The 24,239-nt window shown below is 39.9% G+C and carries 26 protein-coding genes and 1 tRNA gene; 16 read left to right on the top strand and 11 right to left on the bottom strand.

Going from position 1 to position 24,239, the window contains the following annotated elements; all coding sequences use genetic code 11:
• Positions 1-9 precede the first annotated feature (9 nt).
• Positions 10-570 carry a fasciclin domain-containing protein gene (locus tag G529_RS0110320; protein WP_026915448.1) on the bottom strand — a complete coding sequence of 187 codons (561 nt, stop codon included), beginning with the start codon at positions 568-570 and terminating at the stop codon, positions 10-12.
• Between the two features lie 192 nt (positions 571-762).
• Here G529_RS0110320 and G529_RS0110315 point away from each other — a divergent pair, with 192 nt between their 5' ends.
• From G529_RS0110315 to G529_RS0110305, 3 genes are all read left to right on the top strand, one after another.
• A complete protein-coding gene (locus G529_RS0110315; protein WP_026915447.1) occupies positions 763-1,485 on the top strand; it encodes a hypothetical protein in 723 nt (240 codons plus the stop codon).
• Positions 1,486-1,550: 65 nt separating this feature from the next.
• Positions 1,551-1,793 carry a putative signal transducing protein gene (locus G529_RS0110310; RefSeq protein ID WP_026915446.1) on the top strand — a complete coding sequence of 81 codons (243 nt, stop codon included), beginning with the start codon at positions 1,551-1,553 and terminating at the stop codon, positions 1,791-1,793.
• Positions 1,786-1,983, top strand: a complete 198-nt coding sequence (locus G529_RS0110305) for a hypothetical protein (protein WP_026915445.1) — start codon at positions 1,786-1,788, stop codon at positions 1,981-1,983. The genes G529_RS0110310 and G529_RS0110305 overlap by 8 nt, the downstream gene beginning before the upstream one ends.
• A gap of 45 nt (positions 1,984-2,028) precedes the next feature.
• Here G529_RS0110305 and G529_RS0110300 read toward each other — a convergent pair whose 3' ends face one another.
• Positions 2,029-3,039 (bottom strand): 3-oxoacyl-ACP synthase III family protein, encoded by a 1,011-nt coding sequence (locus G529_RS0110300; RefSeq protein ID WP_026915444.1) that lies wholly within the window; start codon positions 3,037-3,039, stop codon positions 2,029-2,031.
• A 136-nt stretch (positions 3,040-3,175) separates the two neighbouring features.
• On the opposite strand from G529_RS0110300, the gene G529_RS0110295 reads away from it, so the two are divergent.
• A complete protein-coding gene (locus G529_RS0110295) occupies positions 3,176-5,632 on the top strand; it encodes a S9 family peptidase (protein ID WP_026915443.1) in 2,457 nt (818 codons plus the stop codon).
• Positions 5,633-5,755: 123 nt separating this feature from the next.
• On the opposite strand, the gene G529_RS0110290 is transcribed toward G529_RS0110295, so the two are convergent.
• Both G529_RS0110290 and G529_RS0110285 read right to left on the bottom strand, forming a co-directional pair.
• Entirely contained in the window at positions 5,756-7,063 is a 1,308-nt protein-coding gene (locus tag G529_RS0110290; protein ID WP_026915442.1) for an ABC1 kinase family protein, read from the bottom strand.
• Positions 7,064-7,073: 10 nt separating this feature from the next.
• Positions 7,074-7,745 carry a TetR family transcriptional regulator C-terminal domain-containing protein gene (locus G529_RS0110285; protein ID WP_026915441.1) on the bottom strand — a complete coding sequence of 224 codons (672 nt, stop codon included), beginning with the start codon at positions 7,743-7,745 and terminating at the stop codon, positions 7,074-7,076.
• A gap of 211 nt (positions 7,746-7,956) precedes the next feature.
• Between G529_RS0110285 and htpG the strand changes: the two genes are divergently transcribed.
• On the top strand, positions 7,957-9,843 hold the full coding sequence (gene htpG, locus G529_RS0110280; protein WP_026915440.1) for a molecular chaperone HtpG: 1,887 nt from the start codon (positions 7,957-7,959) through the stop codon (positions 9,841-9,843).
• A gap of 71 nt (positions 9,844-9,914) precedes the next feature.
• The gene (locus G529_RS0110275) at positions 9,915-10,730 is read left to right on the top strand and encodes a DUF6503 family protein (RefSeq protein ID WP_026915439.1); all 816 of its coding nucleotides are present in this window, start codon (positions 9,915-9,917) and stop codon (positions 10,728-10,730) included.
• Position 10,731: 1 nt separating this feature from the next.
• Here the strand turns inward: G529_RS0110275 and G529_RS0110270 are convergent, their stop codons facing one another.
• Positions 10,732-12,861 carry an ATP-binding protein gene (locus G529_RS0110270; protein WP_245566909.1) on the bottom strand — a complete coding sequence of 710 codons (2,130 nt, stop codon included), beginning with the start codon at positions 12,859-12,861 and terminating at the stop codon, positions 10,732-10,734.
• Positions 12,862-13,110: 249 nt separating this feature from the next.
• Between G529_RS0110270 and G529_RS0110265 the strand changes: the two genes are divergently transcribed.
• Positions 13,111-13,467, top strand: coding sequence for a DoxX family protein (locus G529_RS0110265; RefSeq protein WP_026915437.1), 357 nt, complete (start codon positions 13,111-13,113; stop codon positions 13,465-13,467).
• A gap of 4 nt (positions 13,468-13,471) precedes the next feature.
• The gene (locus tag G529_RS0110260) at positions 13,472-14,050 is read left to right on the top strand and encodes an alpha-ketoglutarate-dependent dioxygenase AlkB family protein (RefSeq protein WP_026915436.1); all 579 of its coding nucleotides are present in this window, start codon (positions 13,472-13,474) and stop codon (positions 14,048-14,050) included.
• Here the strand turns inward: G529_RS0110260 and G529_RS0110255 are convergent.
• On the bottom strand, positions 14,047-14,829 hold the full coding sequence (locus G529_RS0110255; protein ID WP_026915435.1) for a S1/P1 nuclease: 783 nt from the start codon (positions 14,827-14,829) through the stop codon (positions 14,047-14,049). The genes G529_RS0110260 and G529_RS0110255 overlap by 4 nt on opposite strands.
• A 117-nt stretch (positions 14,830-14,946) precedes the next feature.
• Between G529_RS0110255 and G529_RS0110250 the strand changes: the two genes are divergently transcribed.
• The 8 genes from G529_RS0110250 (at position 14,947) to mqo (ending at position 21,942) form a co-directional block, all read left to right on the top strand.
• Positions 14,947-15,807: an SPFH domain-containing protein gene (locus G529_RS0110250; protein ID WP_026915434.1), complete on the top strand. Its 861-nt coding sequence runs from the start codon at positions 14,947-14,949 to the stop codon at positions 15,805-15,807.
• A 1-nt stretch (position 15,808) separates the two neighbouring features.
• Positions 15,809-16,282, top strand: coding sequence for a hypothetical protein (locus tag G529_RS0110245; RefSeq protein ID WP_157514604.1), 474 nt, complete (start codon positions 15,809-15,811; stop codon positions 16,280-16,282).
• A gap of 3 nt (positions 16,283-16,285) precedes the next feature.
• Positions 16,286-17,224, top strand: a complete 939-nt coding sequence (locus G529_RS0110240) for an alpha/beta hydrolase family protein (RefSeq protein ID WP_026915432.1) — start codon at positions 16,286-16,288, stop codon at positions 17,222-17,224.
• Between the two features lie 3 nt (positions 17,225-17,227).
• Positions 17,228-17,395, top strand: coding sequence for a type II toxin-antitoxin system antitoxin (locus G529_RS16410; RefSeq protein ID WP_084509771.1), 168 nt, complete (start codon positions 17,228-17,230; stop codon positions 17,393-17,395).
• A 2-nt stretch (positions 17,396-17,397) separates the two neighbouring features.
• Complete coding sequence (locus G529_RS0110230; protein WP_026915431.1) at positions 17,398-18,207, top strand: Cof-type HAD-IIB family hydrolase; 810 nt, start codon at positions 17,398-17,400, stop codon at positions 18,205-18,207.
• Positions 18,208-18,271: 64 nt separating this feature from the next.
• Positions 18,272-19,537 (top strand): DUF819 family protein, encoded by a 1,266-nt coding sequence (locus tag G529_RS0110225; protein WP_026915430.1) that lies wholly within the window; start codon positions 18,272-18,274, stop codon positions 19,535-19,537.
• 52 nt (positions 19,538-19,589) lie between these two features.
• A complete protein-coding gene (locus G529_RS0110220) occupies positions 19,590-20,336 on the top strand; it encodes a DUF4369 domain-containing protein (protein ID WP_035695915.1) in 747 nt (248 codons plus the stop codon).
• A gap of 109 nt (positions 20,337-20,445) precedes the next feature.
• The gene (mqo, locus tag G529_RS0110215) at positions 20,446-21,942 is read left to right on the top strand and encodes a malate dehydrogenase (quinone) (RefSeq protein WP_035695913.1); all 1,497 of its coding nucleotides are present in this window, start codon (positions 20,446-20,448) and stop codon (positions 21,940-21,942) included.
• Between the two features lie 326 nt (positions 21,943-22,268).
• Here mqo and G529_RS0110210 read toward each other — a convergent pair.
• The 5 genes from G529_RS0110210 to idi form a co-directional block, all read right to left on the bottom strand.
• A tRNA-Thr gene (locus tag G529_RS0110210) sits at positions 22,269-22,342 on the bottom strand.
• A gap of 6 nt (positions 22,343-22,348) precedes the next feature.
• A complete protein-coding gene (locus G529_RS0110205; RefSeq protein WP_026915427.1) occupies positions 22,349-22,615 on the bottom strand; it encodes a hypothetical protein in 267 nt (88 codons plus the stop codon).
• A gap of 63 nt (positions 22,616-22,678) precedes the next feature.
• Positions 22,679-23,131, bottom strand: coding sequence for a peroxiredoxin (locus G529_RS0110200; protein ID WP_026915426.1), 453 nt, complete (start codon positions 23,129-23,131; stop codon positions 22,679-22,681).
• On the bottom strand, positions 23,128-23,541 hold the full coding sequence (locus tag G529_RS0110195) for a 6-pyruvoyl trahydropterin synthase family protein (RefSeq protein ID WP_026915425.1): 414 nt from the start codon (positions 23,539-23,541) through the stop codon (positions 23,128-23,130). The genes G529_RS0110200 and G529_RS0110195 overlap by 4 nt, the downstream gene beginning before the upstream one ends.
• Positions 23,538-24,056: an isopentenyl-diphosphate Delta-isomerase gene (gene idi / locus G529_RS0110190; protein ID WP_026915424.1), complete on the bottom strand. Its 519-nt coding sequence runs from the start codon at positions 24,054-24,056 to the stop codon at positions 23,538-23,540. Before idi ends, G529_RS0110195 begins: the two co-directional genes overlap by 4 nt.
• Positions 24,057-24,239: the final 183 nt, after the last annotated feature.

The raw sequence follows: 24,239 nt of genomic DNA, 5'->3' as shown, positions 1-24,239 counted from the left end.
TTGTTCTGGTTATTTCGTAGGTAGAAGCACGGTGTCAATTACATGAATCACTCCGTTTGATTGATTTACATCTGCAATGGTCACGGTAGCCACATTTCCTGCAGCGTCCTGTACTTTTACATTCTTTCCGTCCATCATCGCTGTAATATCTGCACCACTCACTGTTGTGAAAGTTGCTTTTCCATTACCCTTTTTGATAGCTTTTACAATGTCTGCAGCTTTATAGTCCCCTGCAACAACATGGTATGTCAAAACTGACTGTAATTTGCTTTTGTTTTCTTCTTTCAGCAATGTCTCTACTGTTCCTTCTGGAAGTGCTTCAAAAGCCTTGTTTGTAGGAGCAAACACTGTAAATGGTCCATCACTGCTTAAAACCTCTACCAGTTCAGCAGCCTTTACTGCAGCAACCAGAGTGGTATGATCCTGACTATTAACCGCATTCTCTACGATATTCTTTGTTGGATACATTTCTGCTCCTCCAACCATTTTGGTGTTTTTAGAATTTTGAGCAATTCCGCTGGTCGCGATAAATAAAAAGCTTAGTAAACTTAGTAATTGTAACTTTTTCATAATTATTTGTTTTGATTATGTATCTAAATTACGTGAAGGTTGCTTCAACGGTTTTTAAATTGAAGGCAATTGGCATTCTTTTAACAAGATGAAACATCTCCTAAAGTTTTGATTCTAAGTTCAAAAAATACAGTAAGTCGTTGTTAGTCTTGAGCTTAATAATTAATTTAGTAAAGCTTAAAGACCATGAACATGAAGTTGAATATATCCCGCACGAATCTACAGGAGCAATTAAAGAAAACACGAAATAAGCGTATTGATGAAGACCACATCATGGATGAGGTTCGCGAGATCCTGAAACAGGATGATATCCGGGAAGACAACATTCAGAAAAACCTGAAGGAAACACTGGAGCAGGCTAATGATTTAAATTTCGATCTACTGGATTCAAACCGAATCTATCATAAGGATGACATTTACAACCTATGTATAAATTACAGGCTCAGATTTCTGGATGCTGCACTTTTCAAATCTGAAATTCCTTATGAAGCGATCACCAGGATCAAGCATCTGGAAATTGAGCATAACACAACTCTGAAAGGTTTCAAGATCATTGCACCTTCTAAATTGTTTAAGCTAAAAAATGCTGATGACCCACTGTTATTTGCTCCTATGGGAAATGATTATTTTTACCTGGTCCATAAATGGGGTAATGATCTTCATCCTCTTCGAAGGCTCATCATGTGGCCATTCAAAACATTGGAAAATTTTCTTGCGCTCCTGCTCATCACCAGTTTTCTTACGGCTCTATTGGTGCCAGATGGTTTATTTAGTCCACAGCAAAGCACAACCCAGTTTTTCATGATTTTCTTTTTTATCTTCAAGTGGTTCGCCGGAATTTCTATTTTCTATGGGTTCAAAATGGGGAAGAACTTCAGTACAGAAATTTGGGACAGTAAATACTTCAATGCTTAATTAAATTTAGATGAAGTAGCCAAATACTTCGGTATATTCGTATTTTGTAATCTTATCTTGAGAATATGAGTACTTCAGAAGAATATAAGAGAGTATATACAGGTTCAGAAACCAATGCGCTATACTTGCAGGAACTTTTTAGTGAAAGCAATATCCACTCAAGAATTCGCAACGACGTGGAGTCGGCCAGACTTGCTGGCTTTGGTTCCACTCACGGGATGGTATTATTATTTGTTTTTGAAAAAGATTTCGATAACGCCTTAAAGATCGCTAGGTCTACATTCCCAAACGACTACGATCATGAATAATGAAATGGAAGAAAGACCTCAACGTAACAAATGGAACCTTATCCTCGGGATCGTTTTTATTTGCTACGGAAGCTTTAGACTGTACCAGAAACTAACTGCATTGGAAACCGATAACTTTGGAACTGCGATCGCCGCTGGGTTCATTCTCTTCGGGATCTATGACCTCTATAAATACTTTAAAGGTATCTAAATAAAAAGACCGGCAAATGCCGGTCTTTTTACGTCAATTTTTTCACTACCATTTGATAATCGCACTTCCCCAGGTGAAGCCACTTCCAAATGCAGCGAGCACCACGGTATCACCTTCTTTTACTTTGCCCTGCTCCCAGGCTTCAGTAAGCGCAATAGGAATGGACGCCGCTGTGGTATTTCCATATTTCTGAATATTATTATAAACCTTGTCATCTGCAAGTTTGAACTTTTGCTGGACGAATTGAGAAATTCTTAGATTCGCCTGATGCGGAATAAGCATGTCGATATCTGAAACAGAAAGTCCGTTTTCCTGAAGCCCTTCGTTGATGACTTCTGAAAATCTCTGGATCGCATTTTTGAATACGAACTGACCATTCATATATGGATAGTAAGGAATGTCGTCTCCCTGAGGATTTTCAGCAATAATTTTCGGCACCCAATGGTTCGTGCTTGGTCCTTTTAAAGATAGTTCAAGTGCATGCTTCCCTTCTGAATGCAAATGTGTGGAAAGAATACCCTGCCCGTTATGATCACTTCTCGTAAGCACGGCTGCTCCTGCTCCATCTCCAAAAATTACAGAGACAGATCGTCCTCTGGTGGTAAAGTCAAGACCACCACTATGATTCTCACTACCAATAACAAGTACATTCTTATACATACCTGTTTTGATAAACTGGTCTGCTACTGAAACTGCATAAATAAAACCGCTACACTGGTTTCGAACATCCAGCGCGGGACAGGTAGCTATCTCCAGCATTTCCTGAACCTGAACTCCGCATCCAGGGAAATAATAATCTGGACTTAAAGTTGCAAATACAATAAGATCTATATCGTCTTTGGATATGCCGGCTCTTTCGATCGCGATTTTGGCAGCTTTCACACCCATGCTTGCAGTGGTATTACCATCACCTTTCTTAATGTGTCTTCTCTCTTTGATCCCAGTACGCTCTGTAATCCACTCGTCGTTGGTGTCCATCAGCTTCGAAAGATCATCGTTCGTGACCACATTCTCCGGTACATATTTTCCTAATCCTGCAATTTTTGTTTGATACATGGGTAAAAATTATGATATTAAAAATAATTCTTATTAAATTTAATGAATTTGCAAAAATTCCGACGCGCAATATAAGAAACATTAACACTACAAATAAGCTTGTAATCATTTAAATTCAAAATCTAAAATTTACATTATGAACCGACTTTTGACATGTCTGGCCGGATCTGTTCTATTCCTGCATGGAATAGCTGCTCAGGAAAGTCTGGACTACCAGAAACCCCCGCAGGAAATCCTTGAACTTATTGATGTTCCCCTGGCACCTTCCACTCTAATCGATAGCGAGGCAGAAATGATGATTTTCCTCTACAGGGATCAATTTAAAAGTATAGCTGAACTAAGCGAAGAAGAATTGCGTCTTGGTGGTCTCAGAATCAATCCCATGACCAATATTAATAGCAGAGCAAGTTATTATAACAATTTCAAAGTCAAATCTGTAGATGCAAAGGAGCCAGTACAGGTTAGCGGACTTCCGGAAAACCCTCGCCTTACCAACTTTTCCTGGTCGCCAGACGAAAGCATGATGGCATTTACTCATACTACAGATACCGGAGTAGAATTATGGGTGCTCGATATCGAAAATGCTGCTGCAAGAAAACTTACCGAAGCAAATCTAAATGCTAATATGCGCAGCACCGTGAACTGGTTTAGAGATAATTCTGCGCTACTGGTTACCACTCTTCCTGAAGATAGAAAAGCCCTGATCGATACTGAAACTTCAGTTCCCTCTGGTCCTACAATTTCGGTAAGTGATGGAAAAGAGGCTCAGAACAGAACTTACCAGGATTTACTGAAGAATCCTAATGATGAATATAATTTTGAACAGTTAGCCAGATCTGAGATCGTGAAGGTTGCGCTGGATGGAACGGTCACCTCCTGGATGACTCCAAAAATGTATTCAGACATCTCCTTTTCTCCAGATGGCGAATATGTGATGATAACGCATCTAAAAAAGCCATTTTCCTACCTGGTTCCATATTACAGATTCCCTTCAGAAACCAATATTTACGATAAGAATGGGCAGTTAGTGAACATGATCAATGAGGTACCATTGATCGAAGATTTGCCAAAAGGTTTTATGGCAGAAAGAGAAGGTAAGCGTAACTGGAGCTGGAGAAGTGATCGCCCTGCAACCTTAACGTATGTGATGGCACTTGACGGTGGAGATCCTGAAAACGAGGTAGCTTATAGAGATGAATATTTTCAACTGGAAGCGCCATTTAAAGGGGAAGGTAAATCACTTATAAAACTTAAAAATCGTGCAAGCGGAATCACCTGGGGTGATGATGATACTGCCCTTGCGAACGACTACTGGTGGAATACCAGAAATACGAAAACTTACGTTTTCGATCCATCCAATGCTTCCAAAGAGCCGGAGATCATATTTGATAGAAATTATCAGGATGTTTACAGCGATCCAGGTAGATTCGTAATGTCTAAAAACAAGTGGGGACGATCTGTACTTGAACTTGACAAAAACGAAGCTTTCTTGATGGGTTCCGGGTTTACTGAAGATGGACAATTCCCTTTCGTGGACAGGATAGATCTCAATTCTGGTAAAACTGAACGCATGTACCAGTCTACGCTTGAGGATCAAAAGGAAAGCCTGGTGGAAGCATTGGACATTGACAAAGGTGAGATCCTGGTTCGTATCGAATCTTCTACAGAATATCCAAATTACTTTATTCGTGATATTGATGCCAAGAATAAACTTACTCAAATCACAAACTTTAAAAATCCATTTAAATCTTTGGAAGATGTTCACAAGGAAGTGATCACTTATAAAAGAGATGATGGCCTGGAACTGAACGCTACGCTATACCTCCCTTCCGGATATGACATGTCCAATCCGGAAAAACTTCCTATGTTCATGTGGGCATACCCAAGGGAGTTCAAAGATAAAAATTCAGCTTCGCAGAATACTTCGAATGCCAACGATTTCACTTATCCTTATTATGGTTCCCCGATTTATTGGGTTAACAGAGGTTATGTAGTTCTCGATGATGCTTCTTTCCCTATTGTGGGAGAGGGCGAGGAAGAACCAAATGACACGTTTAGAAAGCAGTTGGTGGCAAATGCGAAAGCGGCAATTGATGCAGTAGACGAACGAGGTTATGTAGATCGCGACCGCGTTGCAGTTGGAGGACATAGTTATGGTGCATTTATGACGGCCAACCTGCTCTCGCACTCAGATTTATTTGCAGCGGGAATTGCGCGTAGTGGTGCTTATAACCGTACGCTTACACCATTTGGATTCCAAAGTGAAGAAAGAAGTTACTGGGAAGCGCCGGAGATTTACAACACCATGTCACCATTTATGCACGCAGAAAAAATGGACACTCCATTGTTGATGATCCATGGAGAAGCAGATAATAATTCTGGAACCTATCCAATGCAAAGCGAACGTTACTTCAATGCTCTCAAAGGACTAGGCGCAACTGCAAGATTGGTGATGTTGCCTAAGGAAAGTCATGGCTACAGCGCCAAAGAATCTGTGCTACATGTTTTATGGGAACAGGACCAATGGTTGGAAAAATATGTAAAGAATAAGGAAATAGAGTCGAAAACTGAAATACAGGAAGCTGGTAATTAACAGAATACTCTATTCTAAAAGAAAATCCCCCGTAGAAACCGGGGGATTTTTTTGTACCAAAAAAAGAAAGCGCAGCTGCTACCAACAACTACGCTCTCTTCAACCTAACCAATAAATCAACCATTAGAGGAGTCCTCTAAACTTATTCACCTCAACTTTAGCCTTGAGATCATGTAGCAAATTATATAATCCAAAAAACGTTCTGCTCATATATAAGAAATGTCTGCTTCCCCTGTTACCATTCATACGACGTAGTTCCGGATCCTTAGAATATTTTTCACTTAACTGGGAAAGATTATCCCAAAACTCCTTGTCTGTAAAATCAAAGACTTCAGATTGGTAAGGAGTTGAAAACATTTCAAACATCTCGTAGAACATTTCTGAAAAAAACTTTCTTTCCTTATCGGTATCTTTCTCCTGCAGAATTTCCAATTCAAAAAGTCTTCCGAAGAAATAATCTGAATTATCCAGGTTTTTACGATCTGTTAATGAAAAATATGGAGTGTAAAAATCATCTGGAATTTGTTTGATGCAACCAAAATCGATCGCGATAAGATTATTCTCAGAATCTACCATAAAATTGCCGGGATGTGGATCTGCGTGCACCATCTTTAAACCGTGGATCTGGAACATATAAAAATCCCAAAGTGCCTGTCCCACTTTATCTGCAAGTTCCTGCGAGGTATTCTGTTTCGCAAACTCACTAAGGTGCATGCCATCCATCCAGTCCATGGTAATGATCCTCTCACTGGAAAGATCTTCATAATACTTCGGAAATCTGATATTAGGAATATGTGCAGCTGCATTTGAAATATGCTTACTTTGCTTCACCTCCAGCACATAATCTGTCTCTTCCAGCAATTTTCCTTCAACCTCTTTAAAATATTTCTCAGAATCCTTAGCTGAAAGATTGAACATCTTCAAAGCAATTGGTTTTACCATCGCCAGATCTGAGCTGATACTGTCTGCAACCCCCGGATATTGGATTTTCACAGCAAGTTTTTTCCCATCTTTTGTCGCCTTGTGTACCTGACCGATACTGGCGGCGTTTACCGACTGGGTTGCAAACGTATCATATAATTCTTCTGGATATGCTCCATTATATTTTTTAAAGGTTTTTCTCACCAGTGGTGCTGAAAGTGGTGGCACACTAAACTGCGCGAGGCTGAACTTTTCTACATATGCTCCGGGAAGCAGGTTTTTCTCCATCGAAAGCATTTGGGCCACTTTCAATGCGCTACCCTTTAGGCTCTTGAGACCGTCATAAATATCTGAAGCATTATCTTCATCAAGTTCATCGCGGGTTAGTTCAGAATTGAAAGCCTTTTTTCCATAATATTTAATGTAATTCCCACCAATTTTGACGCCCGTCTGAACCAGTTTACTGGTTCGGCCTATTTTGCCAGTTGGAATTTTATCTATCGTTTTCATAATCTTTCAATTAGGCCATTCGTTCTTTCCACAGGAATTTTCCGAAGTCTACCACACGTTCCAAAGGCGTATTATCAAACAAATCGAATACGGTGTGTACAGATTTTTCAATGGCGACATCTGTACTTTCAAAAGATGGAGAGTTGTCTTCCATCCAGAATTTTAGCAGGAATAAGAATTGAACCCAGACCCCTTCGCTAAAAATACTTTCACTCTGCTCAAAAATTTTAAAAGATTTCTCGCTATTGCCATCGGCGATCAACTCTTTAGCAAATCTTCGCATCTTTTTTCTAAGCCCTTTTAATTGTTCTAAATTCTTCATACGGTCTTTATGCTCACTTAAGGCATATAACACATAACTTCTATTTGCCGTAAGAACTTCAAAAAATGTGTAGAAAAAAGTCAGAAGCTTTTCACGATTACTGAAGGAATGATAATCTGGAGACTTTTCCATGACGGTTAGCGTATTTTCAAAAAACTTGTCCCAGATCTTCTTTCTGAGCCCATCAAAGCTTCCAAAATATTCGTAGAATTCCTGTTCTGTAATATTGTTCTCCTTCGCGAATTTATAAACACTCCTGGGAGTTTTCTCATTTATGAGCACATAGTCCATGTAAGTTGCAATAAGCTTTTCCTCACTTGGCTTCTTCTTCACTTTGCTATTTCCTGTTGCCTTTGCCATAATCATCATTTGTTTTACAAAGATACTGTTTTGTTTAAGTATTTATTTAGTTCGATAAACAAAACTTTGTTAAAAGTTCTGATTCAGCTATGTATGGTACTTTAGACGTTCTTGTTACCACTACATTACATGAAGTGCCAGTTTGACAGCTTCACATAATTGGTATTTTTTTTGAAATCTCCAGAGCGAAATAAATTTTAAATCTAATTATATGGCAACCGGAAAAATAAATGTGTCTGTTGAAAACATATTTCCGCTTATTAAAAAGTTTTTATACAGTGATCATGAAATCTTTTTAAGGGAGCTGATCTCGAACGCAACCGACGCGACTTTAAAATTAAAGCACCTCAGCAGTCTTGGAGAGGCCAATGTTGAATATGGCAATCCTGTAATAGAGGTTAAAGTAAATAAGGACAATAATACTCTGCACATTATAGATCAGGGTATTGGAATGACCAAAGAGGAAGTAAAAAAATATATCAATGAAGTAGCATTTTCTGGCGCTGAAGAGTTTCTTGATAAATACAAGGATTCAGCAAAAGATAGCGGAATAATAGGTCATTTTGGACTTGGTTTCTATTCTGCCTTTATGGTGGCTAACAAGGTAGAAATCATTACTAAATCACATAAAGATGAACCTGCGGCTCACTGGATTTGTGAGGGTACTACGGAGTTTACACTTGAAGACGGTGAAAAATCCACTCATGGTACAGAGGTGATCCTTCATATTAACGACGAGGATAAGGAATTTCTTGGAGAGAACAGAATCCAGGAACTTTTGGTGAAGTATAACAAGTTTATGCCAATTCCAATTAAGTTCGGTACTAAAGAAGAAACCCTGCCACTTCCAGAGGATGCGAAGGAAGATGCGAAGCCAGAAACAAAGACCGTTGATAATATTATCAATAATCCCAATCCTGCGTGGACGAAGCAGCCTACTGACCTTGAAGAAAAAGATTACAACGATTTCTACAGAGAGTTGTATCCAATGCAGTTCGAAGACCCGTTGTTTCATATCCACTTAAATGTTGATTATCCATTCAATCTTACCGGGATACTTTATTTCCCAAGAATGGCTCAGGACATGAACATTCAGAAGGATAAAATTCAGTTATACCAGAACCAGGTTTATGTAACCGACAATGTGGAAGGTATCGTACCAGAATTTCTTACGATGCTTCGTGGTGTGATCGATTCTCCGGATATCCCTCTTAACGTCTCCAGATCCTACTTGCAGGCCGACGGTGCCGTAAAGAAGATCTCCAGCTATATCACACGTAAGGTGGCAGATAAACTGAAAAGTTTATTCAACAACAATCGTGAGGATTTCGAGAAGAAATGGAATGACATTAAGATCGTGATCGAGTATGGAATGCTTTCAGAAGATAAATTCTTTGAGAAGGCCGATAAGTTCGCGTTGTATCCAACTACTGAAAACGAATTCTTCACTTTTGAAGAACTTAAGGATGTGATCAAGGATAATCAAACCGACAAGGACGATAAGCTGGTCATCTTATATGCTTCGAATAAAGACGAGCAACATAGTTACATTCAGGCTGCGAAAGACAAAGGTTACAAGGTATTGATGCTGGATAGCCCGATTGTATCACACCTGTTACAAAAATTGGAGACCACGCATGAGAATATATCTTTCGTAAGGGTAGATTCAGATCATATAGACAATCTTATCAAAACAGATGATGAGAAGATCTCGAAATTATCTGATGAAGAGAAAGAACAGCTTAAAGGAGATCTGGAAAAAGTAATCCCTTCTGAAAAATATACGATCCAGCTAGAAGCGATGGATAGTACTGCTGCACCTTTGATTATTACTCAGCCGGAATTTATGCGTAGAATGAAAGAAATGCAGCAAACCGGTGGTGGCGGAATGTTTGGTATGGGTAATATGCCAGAGATGTACAATCTTGTGGTAAATACAAATCACGAGTTGATCAATACGATCTTAAACACCAAAACTGAGAAAAAACAACAACGCCTTATCAAGCAATCTCTTGACCTGGCGAGATTATCTCAGAATCTTCTGAAAGGTGAGGAATTAACCAATTTCATTAAAAGAAGCTTTGATATGGTAAAGTAATCACTTTACATACGACCAAAAAAGCCGCTGCACCACAGCGGCTTTTTTTATTCACCAATAAATTAAATAACATGAAAAAATTGATTGCCTTATTCTTAATTGCCAGCATAGTGAGCTGCAAAAATTCTTCGGAAGAAGAGAAAATTCCTGTAGAACCAAATAATGGCATTGGGGATGGCGCCGGACCTCCTCAAGTGCTGAGCTTTTCTGAAAACATCGAAGAGGCACACAACAAGACTGCCTTTCAAATGAAAGAAGCTGTATCCTTAGATTTGCTACTCAATTTTGGAGGATCTGAGAGACTAAAGGCCAATCTGGCTATGAATACGAAATCCACTGGCATTATGATAAAGAAGGATAATGGTTCAAGGATTGTTTTTGATGGCAATCAGGTCGCCGTGACTCCAGATACCAGTGCTACAGAAGGAGCTCGTTTCGATATTTTTACCTGGCAGTATTTTTTCGCCATGCCGTTTAAACTAACAGACCCGGGTACTGTATGGGAAGAATCCACTATGCGAAAACTGGACAGCCTGCAATATCCTTCCTCAAAACTTACTTTCAAAAGCAATACCGGAGATTCACCAGACGATTGGTATGTAGTGTACCAGGATGAGGAAACCAAGTTGTTGAAGGCTGCGGCGTATATCGTAACCTTTGGCAAGGAAAGATCCAAGGCTGAAGAGAATCCGCATGCGATCGTATATTCAGATTACAAAACGGTTGAAAATATAAGTTTTGCCACTACCTGGAGTTTCCACAACTGGGATGAAGAGAATGGATTAGGTGACAAGATTGGAGAAGCAAAAATTTCTAATATCCAGTTCTTTCAACCAGAAAGTGATTATTTTCAGATACCCGAAAACTCGAAAGAGGTCACTAAATAAGTTAAACCTTCTCTGGAATAGCAGACATGCTTAGATTCTTATAAATAATCTGGTAAAATTGCTGCACATCGTATGGTTTAATAATGATGTCACTCATTCCTGCGGATTGGATCTCCTCCCGAATCTCCTCTACTTCCACAGCCGTTAAGGCTACAATAGGAAGATATTGATTAAAGGTTCGAATTTCACTGGTAGCCTCCAATCCGCTTATACCAGGCATGTTCACATCCATAAGTACAAGGTCGTAACTGGAATCTCTCACCATCTCTATGGCTGTGGTTCCATCTCCGGCCACTTCGCACTCAAAGTCCTTCTTTTCTAGGATTCTTTTCGTAACTACCTGGTTAATTCGGTTATCATCAACAATCAGGATACGTTTTTTACCATATAAAGCAACCTGTTCTGAATCATCTTTCAATACCGGTTTTTCAGTCTTAGAATGATCTATACCAAAGTCTATCGTAAAACTAAATGTAGACCCCTCACCCTCTTTACTATCGAGCTTGATCTTCGAACCAAAAAGCTTCAGTAATTTCTTCACAATCGGTAAGCCCAAACCTGTTCCCTGGTAATTATAATTGCTGTTTTTCAACTGCGAAAATTCCTCAAAGATCACCTTCTTTTTACTTTCTGGAATACCTGGACCGTTGTCTTCAATCACAAAATGAATTTTAGCAGTATCCTCGGTATCTTCCAGTTGATTGATATGAATCTGAACTAGGCCACGTTCTGTGAACTTCATCGCATTCCCCACCAGGTTCATTAAAACCTGCGATAAGCGTACTGAATCTCCAATAAGGTATGATGGAATTTGATCATCGATTTCCAGATCAATCTCATTCTTGTTCTGTACTCTGGTAAATTCAAAACTGTTCACAATACTACTCAGCAATTCCCGAATATTAAAGGATACACTTTCAAGCTTCACTTCATTGCTTTCCATCTTATTCATTTGCAGAACATCATTGATGAGTGCCAGTAAATAATCTGCCGAGAACTTTAAAGATTTAAGATCGGTTTTATGTTTTTTTAGTCGTTTATCCTCAAGTAATAAAGAGGTAAGGCCAATCACTCCGTAAAGTGGTGTTCGTATTTCATGACTTACCGTACTGAAAAACCTAGTTTTCATTCTGGATAAATTTTCAGCCTGATCCCGGGCAGTTTTATACTGCTTGTTTTTCTTCTGAAGCTCGGAAATAAGGTTTCTTCGGTCTCGATTAATTTTAAAAAGAAACACCAGGATAAATACGAGTACCACAGATGAGATGACCATAATGATCACCTTTTCCTTGGAACGATCTATTAGTTCATCCTGAAGGCTTTGCTCCCTTTGAGCTATTTCAAGATCTTTTTCGTATTCTGAGAGTTTGAATTTCGCGTTAGCGATTTCCATCTCTCTCAGTTTTTCATTTTCAAAAATGAGATCATTGAACTCTGTAAATTTCCTTTGCGCGTTAAAAGCTCCCTGATAATCTCCCTCGTTCTCCAGAAATTCAGCATAATATTTATAAGCTTCAGCTGCTGTAATTAAAAGACTATCTTTTTCGGCAAGTTGAAGTGACTTATCATAATATACATGGGCAGAATCGAAAGCTTGCTTGTGGGCATAATACCTGCCGTGCAACATATACATTTGTGAAAGCCAGGAATTATAGCGGGTATCATCTTCTTCCACCTCATCAAGCATGAGCCCCAGTGCGCGATCAAGGAATGGAAAAGCCCTCTCATATTGCTTGGCATCCAGGTAGGTCCAACCTATATTTGTGGTAGGCGCTATAAGTTCTTCCCTCAAATTAAGCTCCCGGGCAAGTTTGATCGATTTATTATAATATGCTATCCCCTCTTCCCTAAACTCTGGATTTTCAGACAACGCATTTCCAAGATTATTATAAGAAGTTAAAATAATGGAATCATTACCAGTCTTTTCGGCGTATTCCAGACCAAACGTATGATTCTGCCGGGCACGGTCAAGATCTTTAGTGTCTGAATAGATGTGCCCCAGAGAATGATAGGCTTTGGAAACATACAAATTATTCTCATTTTTCTTGGCCAGGGTTACCAGATCATATGCTTTGTCTACTGCCTGTTTATAATGATATTTTTCGATATCCTCATTAACTTGTTCAAGCAATGTCTGAAGCGTATCTTTCGGTTTTTCAAGGCTATGCTGCGAAAAAGTAACGCTGGAGCATAAAAAAGACAAGAGAAAATAAACTGAAACGTTTGTTTTCAATTAATTTGTATTAGGTTAACGATAGATTTTGGACGCTGAAATTACTCCATTAAAAGTACTTACACAACAAAATTTTTTAAAAAACACCTAATTATTAACAATTTAGCTCGGTATTTAATTGCTTAATCTTCATCAAAATTCCCAATTATGGAAAACTCCTGGCATCTATATTTAATGTCCTTTATGTATGTTTTCGCAGGTATTATGCATTTTGTAAAACCAAAAGCATACATGCGAATTATGCCAAGATATCTGCCAGCTCATAAGGAATTGGTATTGCTGAGTGGTGCTGTTGAAATCATACTTGGAATAGGACTTTTATTTACCAGCACACGAAATGCTTCAATTTATGGAATCGTTCTCATGCTACTGGTTTTTTTACTGGTTCACTTTTATATGCTTTCTTCGAAAAAAGCTGGAGCAGGATTTTCACCGTGGATATTGATTGCAAGAATTCCCCTACAATTTATTCTTATCTGGTGGGCCCTATATTATCTTATTTAAATTGATGGAAGGAATCGATTTGCAGAATGCGAGCCTGCTGTATGATGAGCAGTTCTTAAGTGAAAGGTTTGCTGATGAACTTTTCGACAGACTGATGGAATACAGAGGTTGGAGACAGGATCATATTAAAATGTTTGGAAAAGAGATTCTTCAGCCAAGGCTAACAGCATTGTTTAGTAATAATGACCGTGCATATACCTACTCAGGTCTTACCATGCATCCGGAAATTTTTCCGAAGTATTTACTAGAGGTTAAAGAGCGCTGTGAAAAAAAACTTGAGCAATCCTTTAATGCCTGCCTGGCAAATTTATATCGTGATGGCCAGGATAGTATGGGCTGGCATGCAGATGATGAGAAGGAGCTTGGAACAAATCCGGTAATTGCTTCTATAAGTATTGGTGAACCACGGATCTTTCATCTTAAACATCGATCTGTTAAAGGACTAATCTATAAAAAAAGGCTGCAACATGGCAGCCTTCTGGTAATGAAAGGGGAAACTCAGCAATTCTGGAAACATCAACTCCCAAAAACAAAAAAGCAGATAGGTTCCAGGATCAATCTTACGTTTCGAAGAATATACTAAGAGTAAATTTCATTTAAAACCTTTGCAAGTCGCAATCCTCCCTTTTGTAACTGTGCCAGAACCTGTGGCATATGATCATACATATATCTATACCCGAGTTTCTCACCATTATCAACGCCCGCGTAAAGTTCTTCGGCCATATCCCTTGACTCATAAACCCAATCCAGCAATTCACCTTTTTGGATCGAAGCCATTTGTTTCTTCGTAAGGTTACGGGTGTTCATGGCCAGTTCTGTATAGCTCATCTGGTAAAAATTGATCATTTCACTATCCCACACCCTGTGAATATTTGAACCATCGTTAAACCATCTCACCTGTATATCGTTTCCACCTTTATCTTCGGAATGACCCGTATGGAAAGGCTGGTGAAGATCACCTACGAAATGTACCAGCATTTTTAAATGGAACTGCTTTTCCTCTCTGGAAGCCGACTTATCCTTCAAAACCTTTACACACTTATTAATTGCCTGTACAAGATCGCCGTCTTCACTTGCTTCAGCTTCAATATAAGTATCCTGATCAGGATTTATGTTCACATAATGCCATGGTCCATATTTTCTATAGGCCGCGTTACTTTTGATATCATCTGCATAATTAGCAACAAACGCGAGTCCATGACCGTCCAGAAGGTCGTCAATAGCTTTTTTAGCTTGTTTGGATAAGTGACTTTCTGCGATCTCAGCGGTTGCCCGGTGCCCCGTTTTACCCCAATCTGAATCGGCAGCCTGCATTTGAACAGCCATTAGTAATACAGCGAAAAATAATAGTATTTTTTTCATAGAAATATTTTAGAGACCTCAAATATAAGGTTCCCAATAAAATTTTAATGTTAAGAAATGGATTTCATTAAATTTAATATAGTATATTTATGATATCATTTTAATATCATATTACTTATGACTGAAGAAAAAACGATCACCGGTTTGAATGGATATATCATGCTTTTCGCATTTTTGATCCTGCTGTTTGGAAGTATTATCGCCATCTTTAATACTGGAAGTCCGCTCTGGGCGCTCGGTGTATTGATCGCTTTCCTGATAGTCCCTGGACTTATCCTTGTGAACCCAAACGAATCCAGGGTGCTTTTGCTGTTTGGAGATTACAAGGGCACGGTAAAGGAAAACGGACTTTTTTGGGTAAACCCGTTCTTCACGAAAAAGAAAATCTCCCTTAGAGCCAGAAATTTTGATAGTGAAAGGCTTAAGGTGAATGATAAACTTGGAAACCCTGTAATGATTAGCACCATTCTTGTCTGGAGGGTTCAGGATACTTTCAAAGCTTCCTTTGATGTAGACAATTTTGAAAATTTCGTAGTGGTACAGACCGATGCCGCAGTTAGAAAATTAGCCAGTTTGTATCCATATGATAACTTTGCAGATGAAGGTCTTGATGAAGATATTACTTTGAGATCCAGTGTAAACGAAGTAAGTGATGCTTTGGAAAAAGAGCTGGAAGAACGATTAAATATTGCTGGAATCGAAGTGCTTGAAGCAAGGATAGGATATCTGGCTTACGCAAATGAAATTGCCAGCGCCATGTTGAAAAGACAGCAGGCGACAGCAATCGTAGCAGCCAGGCACAAGATCGTGGAAGGCGCGGTAAGTATGGTGGAAATGGCTCTTGAGGAACTTAAAAGAAAGGAAGTTGTTGAGCTTGACGGAGAAAGACGGGCAGCGATGGTGAGCAATTTGATGGTTGTTCTATGTGGAGATCGCGATGCGACACCCGTGGTGAATGCCGGGACTCTAAATCATTAGTATGCGCGTTTTTAAAGAAACACAGAGGTTCAGACAATGGTGGCTCATTTTAGTAATGATCGTTGCCGTATTTGCAAGTGCTATTCCGCTTTTTTCTTCGTTGCCTGCTCAGGAGTTTCAGTTCACGAGTATTATAGCACCCTTCTTTACCCTCGCAATTTTTGTACTGATTTTTATTTTGAGACTTGAAACAAAGATCAATAGCAAAGGTATAAGTGCCCGGTTTGAACCATTGCCATTATTCAGAAGAAATTATAAATGGGAAGATATAGAGGAGTGTTTTGTAAGAAGCTATGCGCCGGTTTCAGAATACGGAGGCTGGGGAATTAGAGGCTTTGGAAAAGCAAAGGCTTACAATGTTTCCGGCAACAAGGGAATACAGATCATTACTAAAAATAAAGAACGTTTTTTGATTGGTACAGAAAAACCTGACCAGGCCAGGAAAGCGATTCTTAGAAATTTTAAAAAAGTTTAAATTATGAAGAAATCAATCTGTATCCTATTGATGATCGTTTCCTCCTTATTTGCGCTGGCCCAGGATACGACTTTTACAGAAACCGAATTAAGCATAGACAGATTTACAGACGGTACTTTAACCCTGCCTGTTGCCGGTGATCATAAAAACCTCATCATTTTTATTCAGGGATCTGGTCCTACAGATAGAAATGGGAATCAGCCTATGATGCAGAATGATGGAATAAAGAAGATTGCCCGTGAACTGGCAGGTAATGGCATTGCCTCTTTTAGATATGATAAGCGGGTTTTTAAAGCGCAGGAACTTCAGTTGAATGAGAAAGATATGATCTTCGAAGATTTTGTTTCAGATGCTACCAATGTAGCCACGTATTTCAGAAGTGAAGAAAATTTCAGCAATATTATCATAGCCGGACATAGCGAGGGAAGTCTTATAGGGATGCTTGTTGCCCAGGAGCATGCAGACGCATACATATCGCTAGCCGGTGCTGCAGATCCCATTGATGTGATTGTTACTGAACAGATCACGAACATGGCACCAACATTAGGAGCGAGCGCACGTGCCGCTTTTGATGAGATTGCAGAAAACGGAAAGACTTCCAATTATAGTCCAATGCTGGAAGCGGTATTTAGACCATCGGTACAACCATTCATAGCAAGCTGGATGAAATATAAGCCTTCCCAAGAAATTAAGAAACTAGAGATCCCCGTTCTTATCGTCAACGGGACTTCCGATATTCAGGTAAATGAAGAGCAGGCTGTAAAGCTTGCTGAGTCCAATCCAAATACAGAATTAGCGATTCTGGATCATATGAATCATATCTTCAGAAAAATTGAAACAAAAGATCGACTGGTGAATTCCAAGTCCTACAACGAACCAAATTTACCGCTACATCCAGATCTTATTTCCACCCTAACTGAATTTGTAAAGGAACTTGACTAAACTATGGGTAAAAAAAAGGCATTCGCACTTCGGGTAGATGAAGATATGCTAAAAGCGATCGAAAAATGGGCTGCTGATGAATTCAGAAGTACCAATGGACAGATCGAGTGGATGCTGAACAAAGCCCTGAAAGACGCCAAACGATACCCTAAATCCAAAACCGACCAGTAGAAATGTTCAAGATCGTATTTTCAGACATTGACGGCACCCTGTTGAACGCCGACAGAGATTTATCACCACTTACCATCCAGACCATCGGGTCCCTGGAGGAGCGAAAAATCCCGTTCATTTTGATAAGTTCCAGAATGCCAGCAGCCATGCGACATCTTCAGGAAAAATTAGGGATCGAGCATCATCCCATCATCGCTTACAATGGCGGACTCATACTCGTGAATGACCAAAAAGTAATTTCTACGGAAATCCCCATCAACACTCTGGAAAGTCTGCACCGTTTTAATCTTGAAGATGATGTACATCTAAGTCTTTTTCATGCAGATGAATGGTATGTTCCCAGAGAAGATTTCTGGACTCGCAGAGAAATTAACAACACGAAAGTACAACCTGAAGTGAGCAGTAATGCTGAAGTACTGGAAAAATGGAAAGCGTCTGGGAAGGGCGTACATAAGATTATGGCGATGGGTGAAGAAGAAAAAATTGATAAAATAAGAGACTTCCTTGTGGAGTATCATGGTGAGGATTTGCATTTGTACCGAAGTAAGCCAAGTTACCTTGAGATCGCTCCGCGTAAAATTTCAAAACTTACTGCTGTGGAGTACTTGCTAAAGGAACATTTTCAATTGCCTCTTTCGCAAAGCATGGCCTTTGGCGATAATTATAATGACAGGGAAATGCTGCAAGGGGTAGGCCTGGGAATTGCGGTTGGAAATGCCAAACCTGAAGTACTTGAAGTCGCGCATATGGTCACCGCCCCTGGAAAGGAAGACGGTGTGGCGCAAAGCCTAAGAGAGATCCTGTTGCAATAACTGTAATGGCAAACCGGGAGAAAATATAAAAATTGTATTTTGCCGGTCAACTTTCAAAATTTCTATGGAGACAACTGCCTTATTTACCAACGATGCGATCGTATTCGGACTTTTAATGATCGCACTGGGTTTTGTATTTTATACTTCTTCTCAAAAAGAGGGATTCTGGAATAAATTTTATAAAGTCGTTCCCGCACTTCTCATGTGTTACCTTATACCGGCGATCTTTAACTCGGTTGGCCTTATAGATGATGAAGTTTCCCAACTCTATTTTGTAGCCAGCAGGTATCTTTTACCCGCAGCGCTGGTGCTAATGACTTTGAGTATTGACCTTAAAGCTGTATTTAATCTTGGACCCAAAGCACTTATCATGTTTTTCGCAGGAACCCTGGGTATCGTTCTTGGCGGACCGCTTGCAATCTTACTTATTTCCAGTATTTCTCCGGAAACTGTTGGAGGCGTTGGACCGGATGCAGTTTGGCGAGGTCTTTCCACAATTGCAGGCAGCTGGATTGGCGGTGGGGCCAACCAGGCTGCGATGCTCGAAATTTATGAATACAACCAGGATCTGTATGGCGGGATGGTTCTGGTGGATATCATCGTGGCGAATCTCTGGATGGCAATTGTGCTGATGGGGATTGGTAAAAATAAAGCTATAGACCAATGGCTAAAAGCAGACAATTCTGCTATCGAAGAACTAAAAGTAAAGGTTAGCAGCTATGCTGAAAGTGTCAACCGCATTCCCATGTTACCAGATTTTATGATCATGCTGGCACTGGCTTTTGGTGCAGTTGGGATAGCGCACTGGGGTGCAGACGGGATTTCTACATACCTAACCGCTAATTTCGATGTTTTTAATGACAGTAAAAGTGCACTATCCAGCTTTTCATCCCAGTTTTTCTGGATGATCACCATCGCAACTGCCCTGGGGATCCTATTCTCGTTTACTAAATTCAAAAAATATGAAGGTACCGGCGCCAGTAAAATTGGTAGCATCTTTATATATATTCTCGTCGCCACCATTGGGATGAAAATGGATCTTACATCTGTATTCGATAATCCCGGACTCCTGGCGATAGGCCTGGTATGGATTCTTATACATGTGATCGTACTGGTTATTACCGCGAAATTAATCAAAGCTCCATACTTTTTCCTCGCGGTAGGTAGTCAGGCCAACGTAGGCGGGGCGGCATCTGCCCCGGTGGTTGCAGCAGCATTTCATCCATCCCTTGCCACCGTAGGTGTTCTACTGGCAGTGTTTGGTTACGTGGTGGGAACTTATGGCGCTATTTTGTGCACAATTTTAATGCAATTAGCTGCTGGCAGTTAGTAATAAACGGAAAAATATAAGATATTTGCGCACTTTAAAATCGCATCTAACAATGAAAAAATTAACGCTTCTTTTAGTTATTCTGATCAGTGTAAGCGCCTGTTCAGAAAAAGAAAGCAACCTGATTGTAAACGGAGAGATCAAAGGTCTTAAAAAGGGAACTTTGTACCTTCAGAAAATTGAGGATACCGCATTGGTGAATGTGGACTCAGTTCAGGTGACGGGCGATCCAAAGTTCACAATGGAAACCTATTTGGAGAGTCCGCAGATTATGTATTTGTACCTTGAAAAGGTAGATAACAACCAGTATGATGATCGTATAGATTTCTTTGCAGACGAAGGGCAAATCACTATCAATACAAAACTTGAAAAGTTCGAAACCAGTGCAGAGGTGATTGGTTCTGTAAACCAGGAAAAGCTGGTTGAATACAAGAAAATGATTAGCCGGTTCAACGACCAGAATCTCGACCTGATCAAGGAAAGTTTTGAAGCAGAAAAAGAACAGGATGAGGAGAAGCTTATGGAAATTGATCAGAAATACGATAAGCTTCTACGTAGAAAATACCTGTATACTGTAAATTTTGCACTGAATAACAAGCAACATGAGATAGCACCTTACCTGGCGCTATCAGAAGTATTTGATGCCAATATCAAATATCTGGATACCATATACAATTCACTGGAACCAAAGATCAAAAAATCCAAATACGGCAAGGAATTGAAAAGCTTTTTAAAAGAGCGGAGGAAGGAAGAAAAACTGGAAAATAAGGTGCAGACTCAGGAAGTTGAAAATTCCTGATTGATACAAATATAAAAGAATTGAGGAGCCTGGTGGCTCCTTTTTTATTTCTTAATATTTCTTTGGGTTAAAAGAAGTTATGTGTTCCATATTTTGTAGAAAAAAAATTATGCATCACACAAACACAGAATATGACCTCATCTGCGCCGGAGGAGGAATTATGAGCGCAAGCCTTGCCCTCATGCTGAAGTTAATCGATCCAGATATGAAGATCATCATATTTGAGCGGTTAGATAAGATAGCCCAGGAAAGTACAAAAGCATGGAACAATGCCGGGACTGGACACTCAGCATTCTGTGAACTCAACTATACTCCTGAGCAGGAAGATGGATCGATCGATATTACAAAAGCTGTAGATACCTTTCAGCAATTTGAAAAATCAAAACAATTCTGGGCTCACCTGGTGAGTCAGAATCTGCTAAAGGATCCAAAAAGCTTTATCCATAGTATTCCGCATCATGCCTGGGTACGAGGGGAAGATAATATTGAATTCCTGAAGAAACGATTCGAGCGTATGAGTTCTGAATTCATGTTTGAAGAAATGGAATACACTAATGACCAGACGGTCATGAAAAAGTGGTTTCCGCTGATCATGAAAGATCGAGAGCCGGATGAGAAAATGGCAGCCACCAGGATGGAGCTGGGAACCGGTGTCAATTTTGGCGCTCTCACAGAAAGATATTTTGACCTTCTGGAGAATCATTTCTCTGTTCCGGTTATAAGGAACACTGAAGTTGTGGACATCGATCCAGATGGTCCCGATGAATGGTCGGCTATTGTAAAGGATCTTAAAACCGGAGAAAAATCCTATTATGACGCAGAACATATTTTCATAGGCACAGGTGGTGGTGCCTTACCGCTACTGCAAAAAGTTGAAATACCTGAGAAAGACGGGTATGGTGGATTCCCGGTAAGCGGGCAGTGGCTCGCCTGTACTAATCGAGAAATTATTGAGAAGCATGATGCAAAAGTTTACAGTAAAGCTGGTGTGGATGCACCTCCCATGTCTGTACCTCACCTGGATTCTAGATTCATCGATGGAAAAAAAGAATTACTGTTTGGCCCCTTCGCAGGTTTCAGTACCAAATTCTTGAAACAGGGTTCTATTCTAGATTTACCAAAATCTCTCAGGTTCGACAATATTCCTTCCATGTGGGGCGTATTCTGGCACAATCTTCCACTTACCACCTACCTCATAGACCAGGTACGGATGGATCACGAAGACCGCGTAGATGAACTTAGAGTTTTCCTTAAGGATGCAAAGCCGGAAGACTGGGAACTGAAGGTGGCCGGACAGCGTGTACAAATCATTAAACGTGATGATGAGCAGGGTGGCAAACTGGAATTTGGTACCGATGTGGTACATAGCAACGACGGCAAAATTACAGCTTTACTGGGAGCTTCACCGGGCGCGTCTACGGCCGTTCATATCATGCTGGAAGTATTGCAGATAGCATTTCCGGAAAAAATTAGAACTAAAGAATACAGAAAGCAATTGGATAAGATGATTCCTTTCTGGAACAGGGATGTACGTGAAGACAAGGAAGGTTTTAAAGCAGTTCAGGAACGTACCAGCAAATTACTGGAACTGGATGCCCTTCATTAGCGGTTAAGCACAGAGGTAATTTCTAGTAAATTCTATGTATTGCAGACTGCAGTTCATCAGCATATTGACTAAATACCCTTAGGTGTTTGTGCAAATTCGATTGTAGCAGGGAAATTTCGCATATAAATCGAAAAAGCGCTTTGGACTTCGCTCAGGATTGGCTTCTAGTCCCCAACTTATGCAAAACAAAAAAGCCCCTCCTTGCGGAGAAGCTTTTCATTAAGAGCCGATGGAGGGACTCCCTTCGACTTCGCTCAGGACAGGCTTCTCGTCCCAACATGTGCAAAACAAAAAAGCCCCTCCTTGCGGAGAAGCTTTTCATTAAGAGCCGATGGAGGGACTCGAACCCACGACCTGCTGATTACAAATCAGCTGCTCTAGCCAGCTGAGCTACATCGGCATCTTATTAAAGTGCATTTAGTTTCTCGATAAGGTCTTTCGCCTTTTTCTCAAGATCCTGCTGGATTTTCTTGAAGTGTTTTGGTTTGTTTTCAACATCACGTCTATTGATCTCTCTAATCAATTCATCGTAATCGCTGATAGCTTCATCCACGATAGCTTCAGACTTCTTGTTGTCCTCCTTCGGGTTAGCCATTTGGTGAATATAGGCAGCATCAATGATGTCTCCCATTACATAATTCACATCTTTTTTAAGCAGTCTTTTACTAGCCATTATCATTTAATTTCGGCTGCGAATTTAAACTATTTTTCGAAACCAAATTGATTTTCCTGAAAATTAATTCTGATAATTTTTCAGGATTTCAAGTGCCTCCGGCATATGCTTCGCTGCATTCATACTGTTGAACCTGTGAAGTAATGTACCACTCTTGCTAAATACGAATGTTTCTCTACCTGGAAGCAACCCCATGAGATTCGCCTTGACATCAAAAGCCTTTCTCGCTCGTTTATCCCTATCTGAAAGAAAAATATAGGGTAAGCTGTATTTCTTACTAAATTTAGCATGAGAGGTTGTGGTATCTGCACTTATCCCGATAACCTCTGCGCCCAGATCCTGAAACTCCTGGTAGCTATCACGAAAACTACAGGCCTCCTTCGTACATCCCGGTGTAAAATCTTTAGGGTAAAAATAAACTACGAAGGCTTTCTTTCCCATCAGATCTCGAAAATTGAAATCATGACCGTTTTGGTCCTTCAACACAAGATCTGGCACTAATTCTCCCTTTTTCACTTCGCTCCTTTATAAGTAACATAATTGCGCGGAGTCTCATACAATGTGACTTCCAGATCATGAGACAAATCTATATGCTTGCGTAATTTATTCCATATGACTACTGAAATATTCTCGGCAGTAGGATTAATATCCTTAAATTCAGCAACCTCTATATTTAAGTTCTTATGATCAAACGCGTCTTCAACTTCTGTTCGTATTAGATCTTTCAAAACTTTCAGGTCCATAACAAATCCTGTATCAGGATCGATGCTCCCGGTCACAGAAACTATAAGCTCATAGTTGTGTCCATGAAAATTAGGATTGCTACACTTTCCAAAAACCTGGAGATTTCTGGCATCATCCCAATCCTTCCTGAAAAGACGATGGGCAGCATTGAAATGCGCTTTCCTGTGAACAGTTACTCTCATTGTTGAATATGTGAATAGTATTTGTCGAAGATGATCTTAAACCATTCTGTATAAATTGCAGGATTGTTTCGCATGTCCTCCTCTATAGCATCCAGGGACATCCACTTCCAGGCTGCAACTTCATCCGGGTTTAGATCTGGCACACCCTCATAGGAACCTACGAGAATATGATCAAACTCATGCTCCGTAAGTCCATTATCGAATGGTGCTTTGTAAATAAATGATATAGTATCCTTTAGATCTGTGGAAAATCCCATCTCCTCCTGCAACCTGCGCTTTCCGGCTTCAATATTGGACTCTCCTTCACGTTGATGACTGCAGCAGGTATTCGTCCAGAGACCTGGTGAATGATATTTTGAATGAGCTCTTTGCTGGATCATCAATTCATTCCTGTCATTAAAAACAAATACTGAAAAAGCTCTGTGAAGCAATGCTTTTTCGTGGGCCTCGATCTTCTCCATAAGGCCAATTTGCTCGTCTTTTTCGTTTACTAATATTACGTTCTCCTGCGCCATTATAAAATTTGAATTTCAAATGTACAAAATCAAGGTTTCCTTTCATAAATAAGCCGATTAAGCAATTCCTAAAGTTTTCCGAAGAAGGAAGACACCGCAGTTCAAAAAATCTGATTTTTTAAAACCTTTGAATTTGAGCTTACGTAGATATGTTTGCGAATTGTTGGGGAAACGATCGCTATG

The sequence above is a fragment of the Christiangramia portivictoriae DSM 23547 genome (assembly GCF_000423045.1).
Lineage (GTDB): Bacteria > Bacteroidota > Bacteroidia > Flavobacteriales > Flavobacteriaceae > Christiangramia > Christiangramia portivictoriae.
Note: the sequence above shows the minus strand (reverse complement) of the source record. Positions and strands in the feature narration are given on the sequence as shown.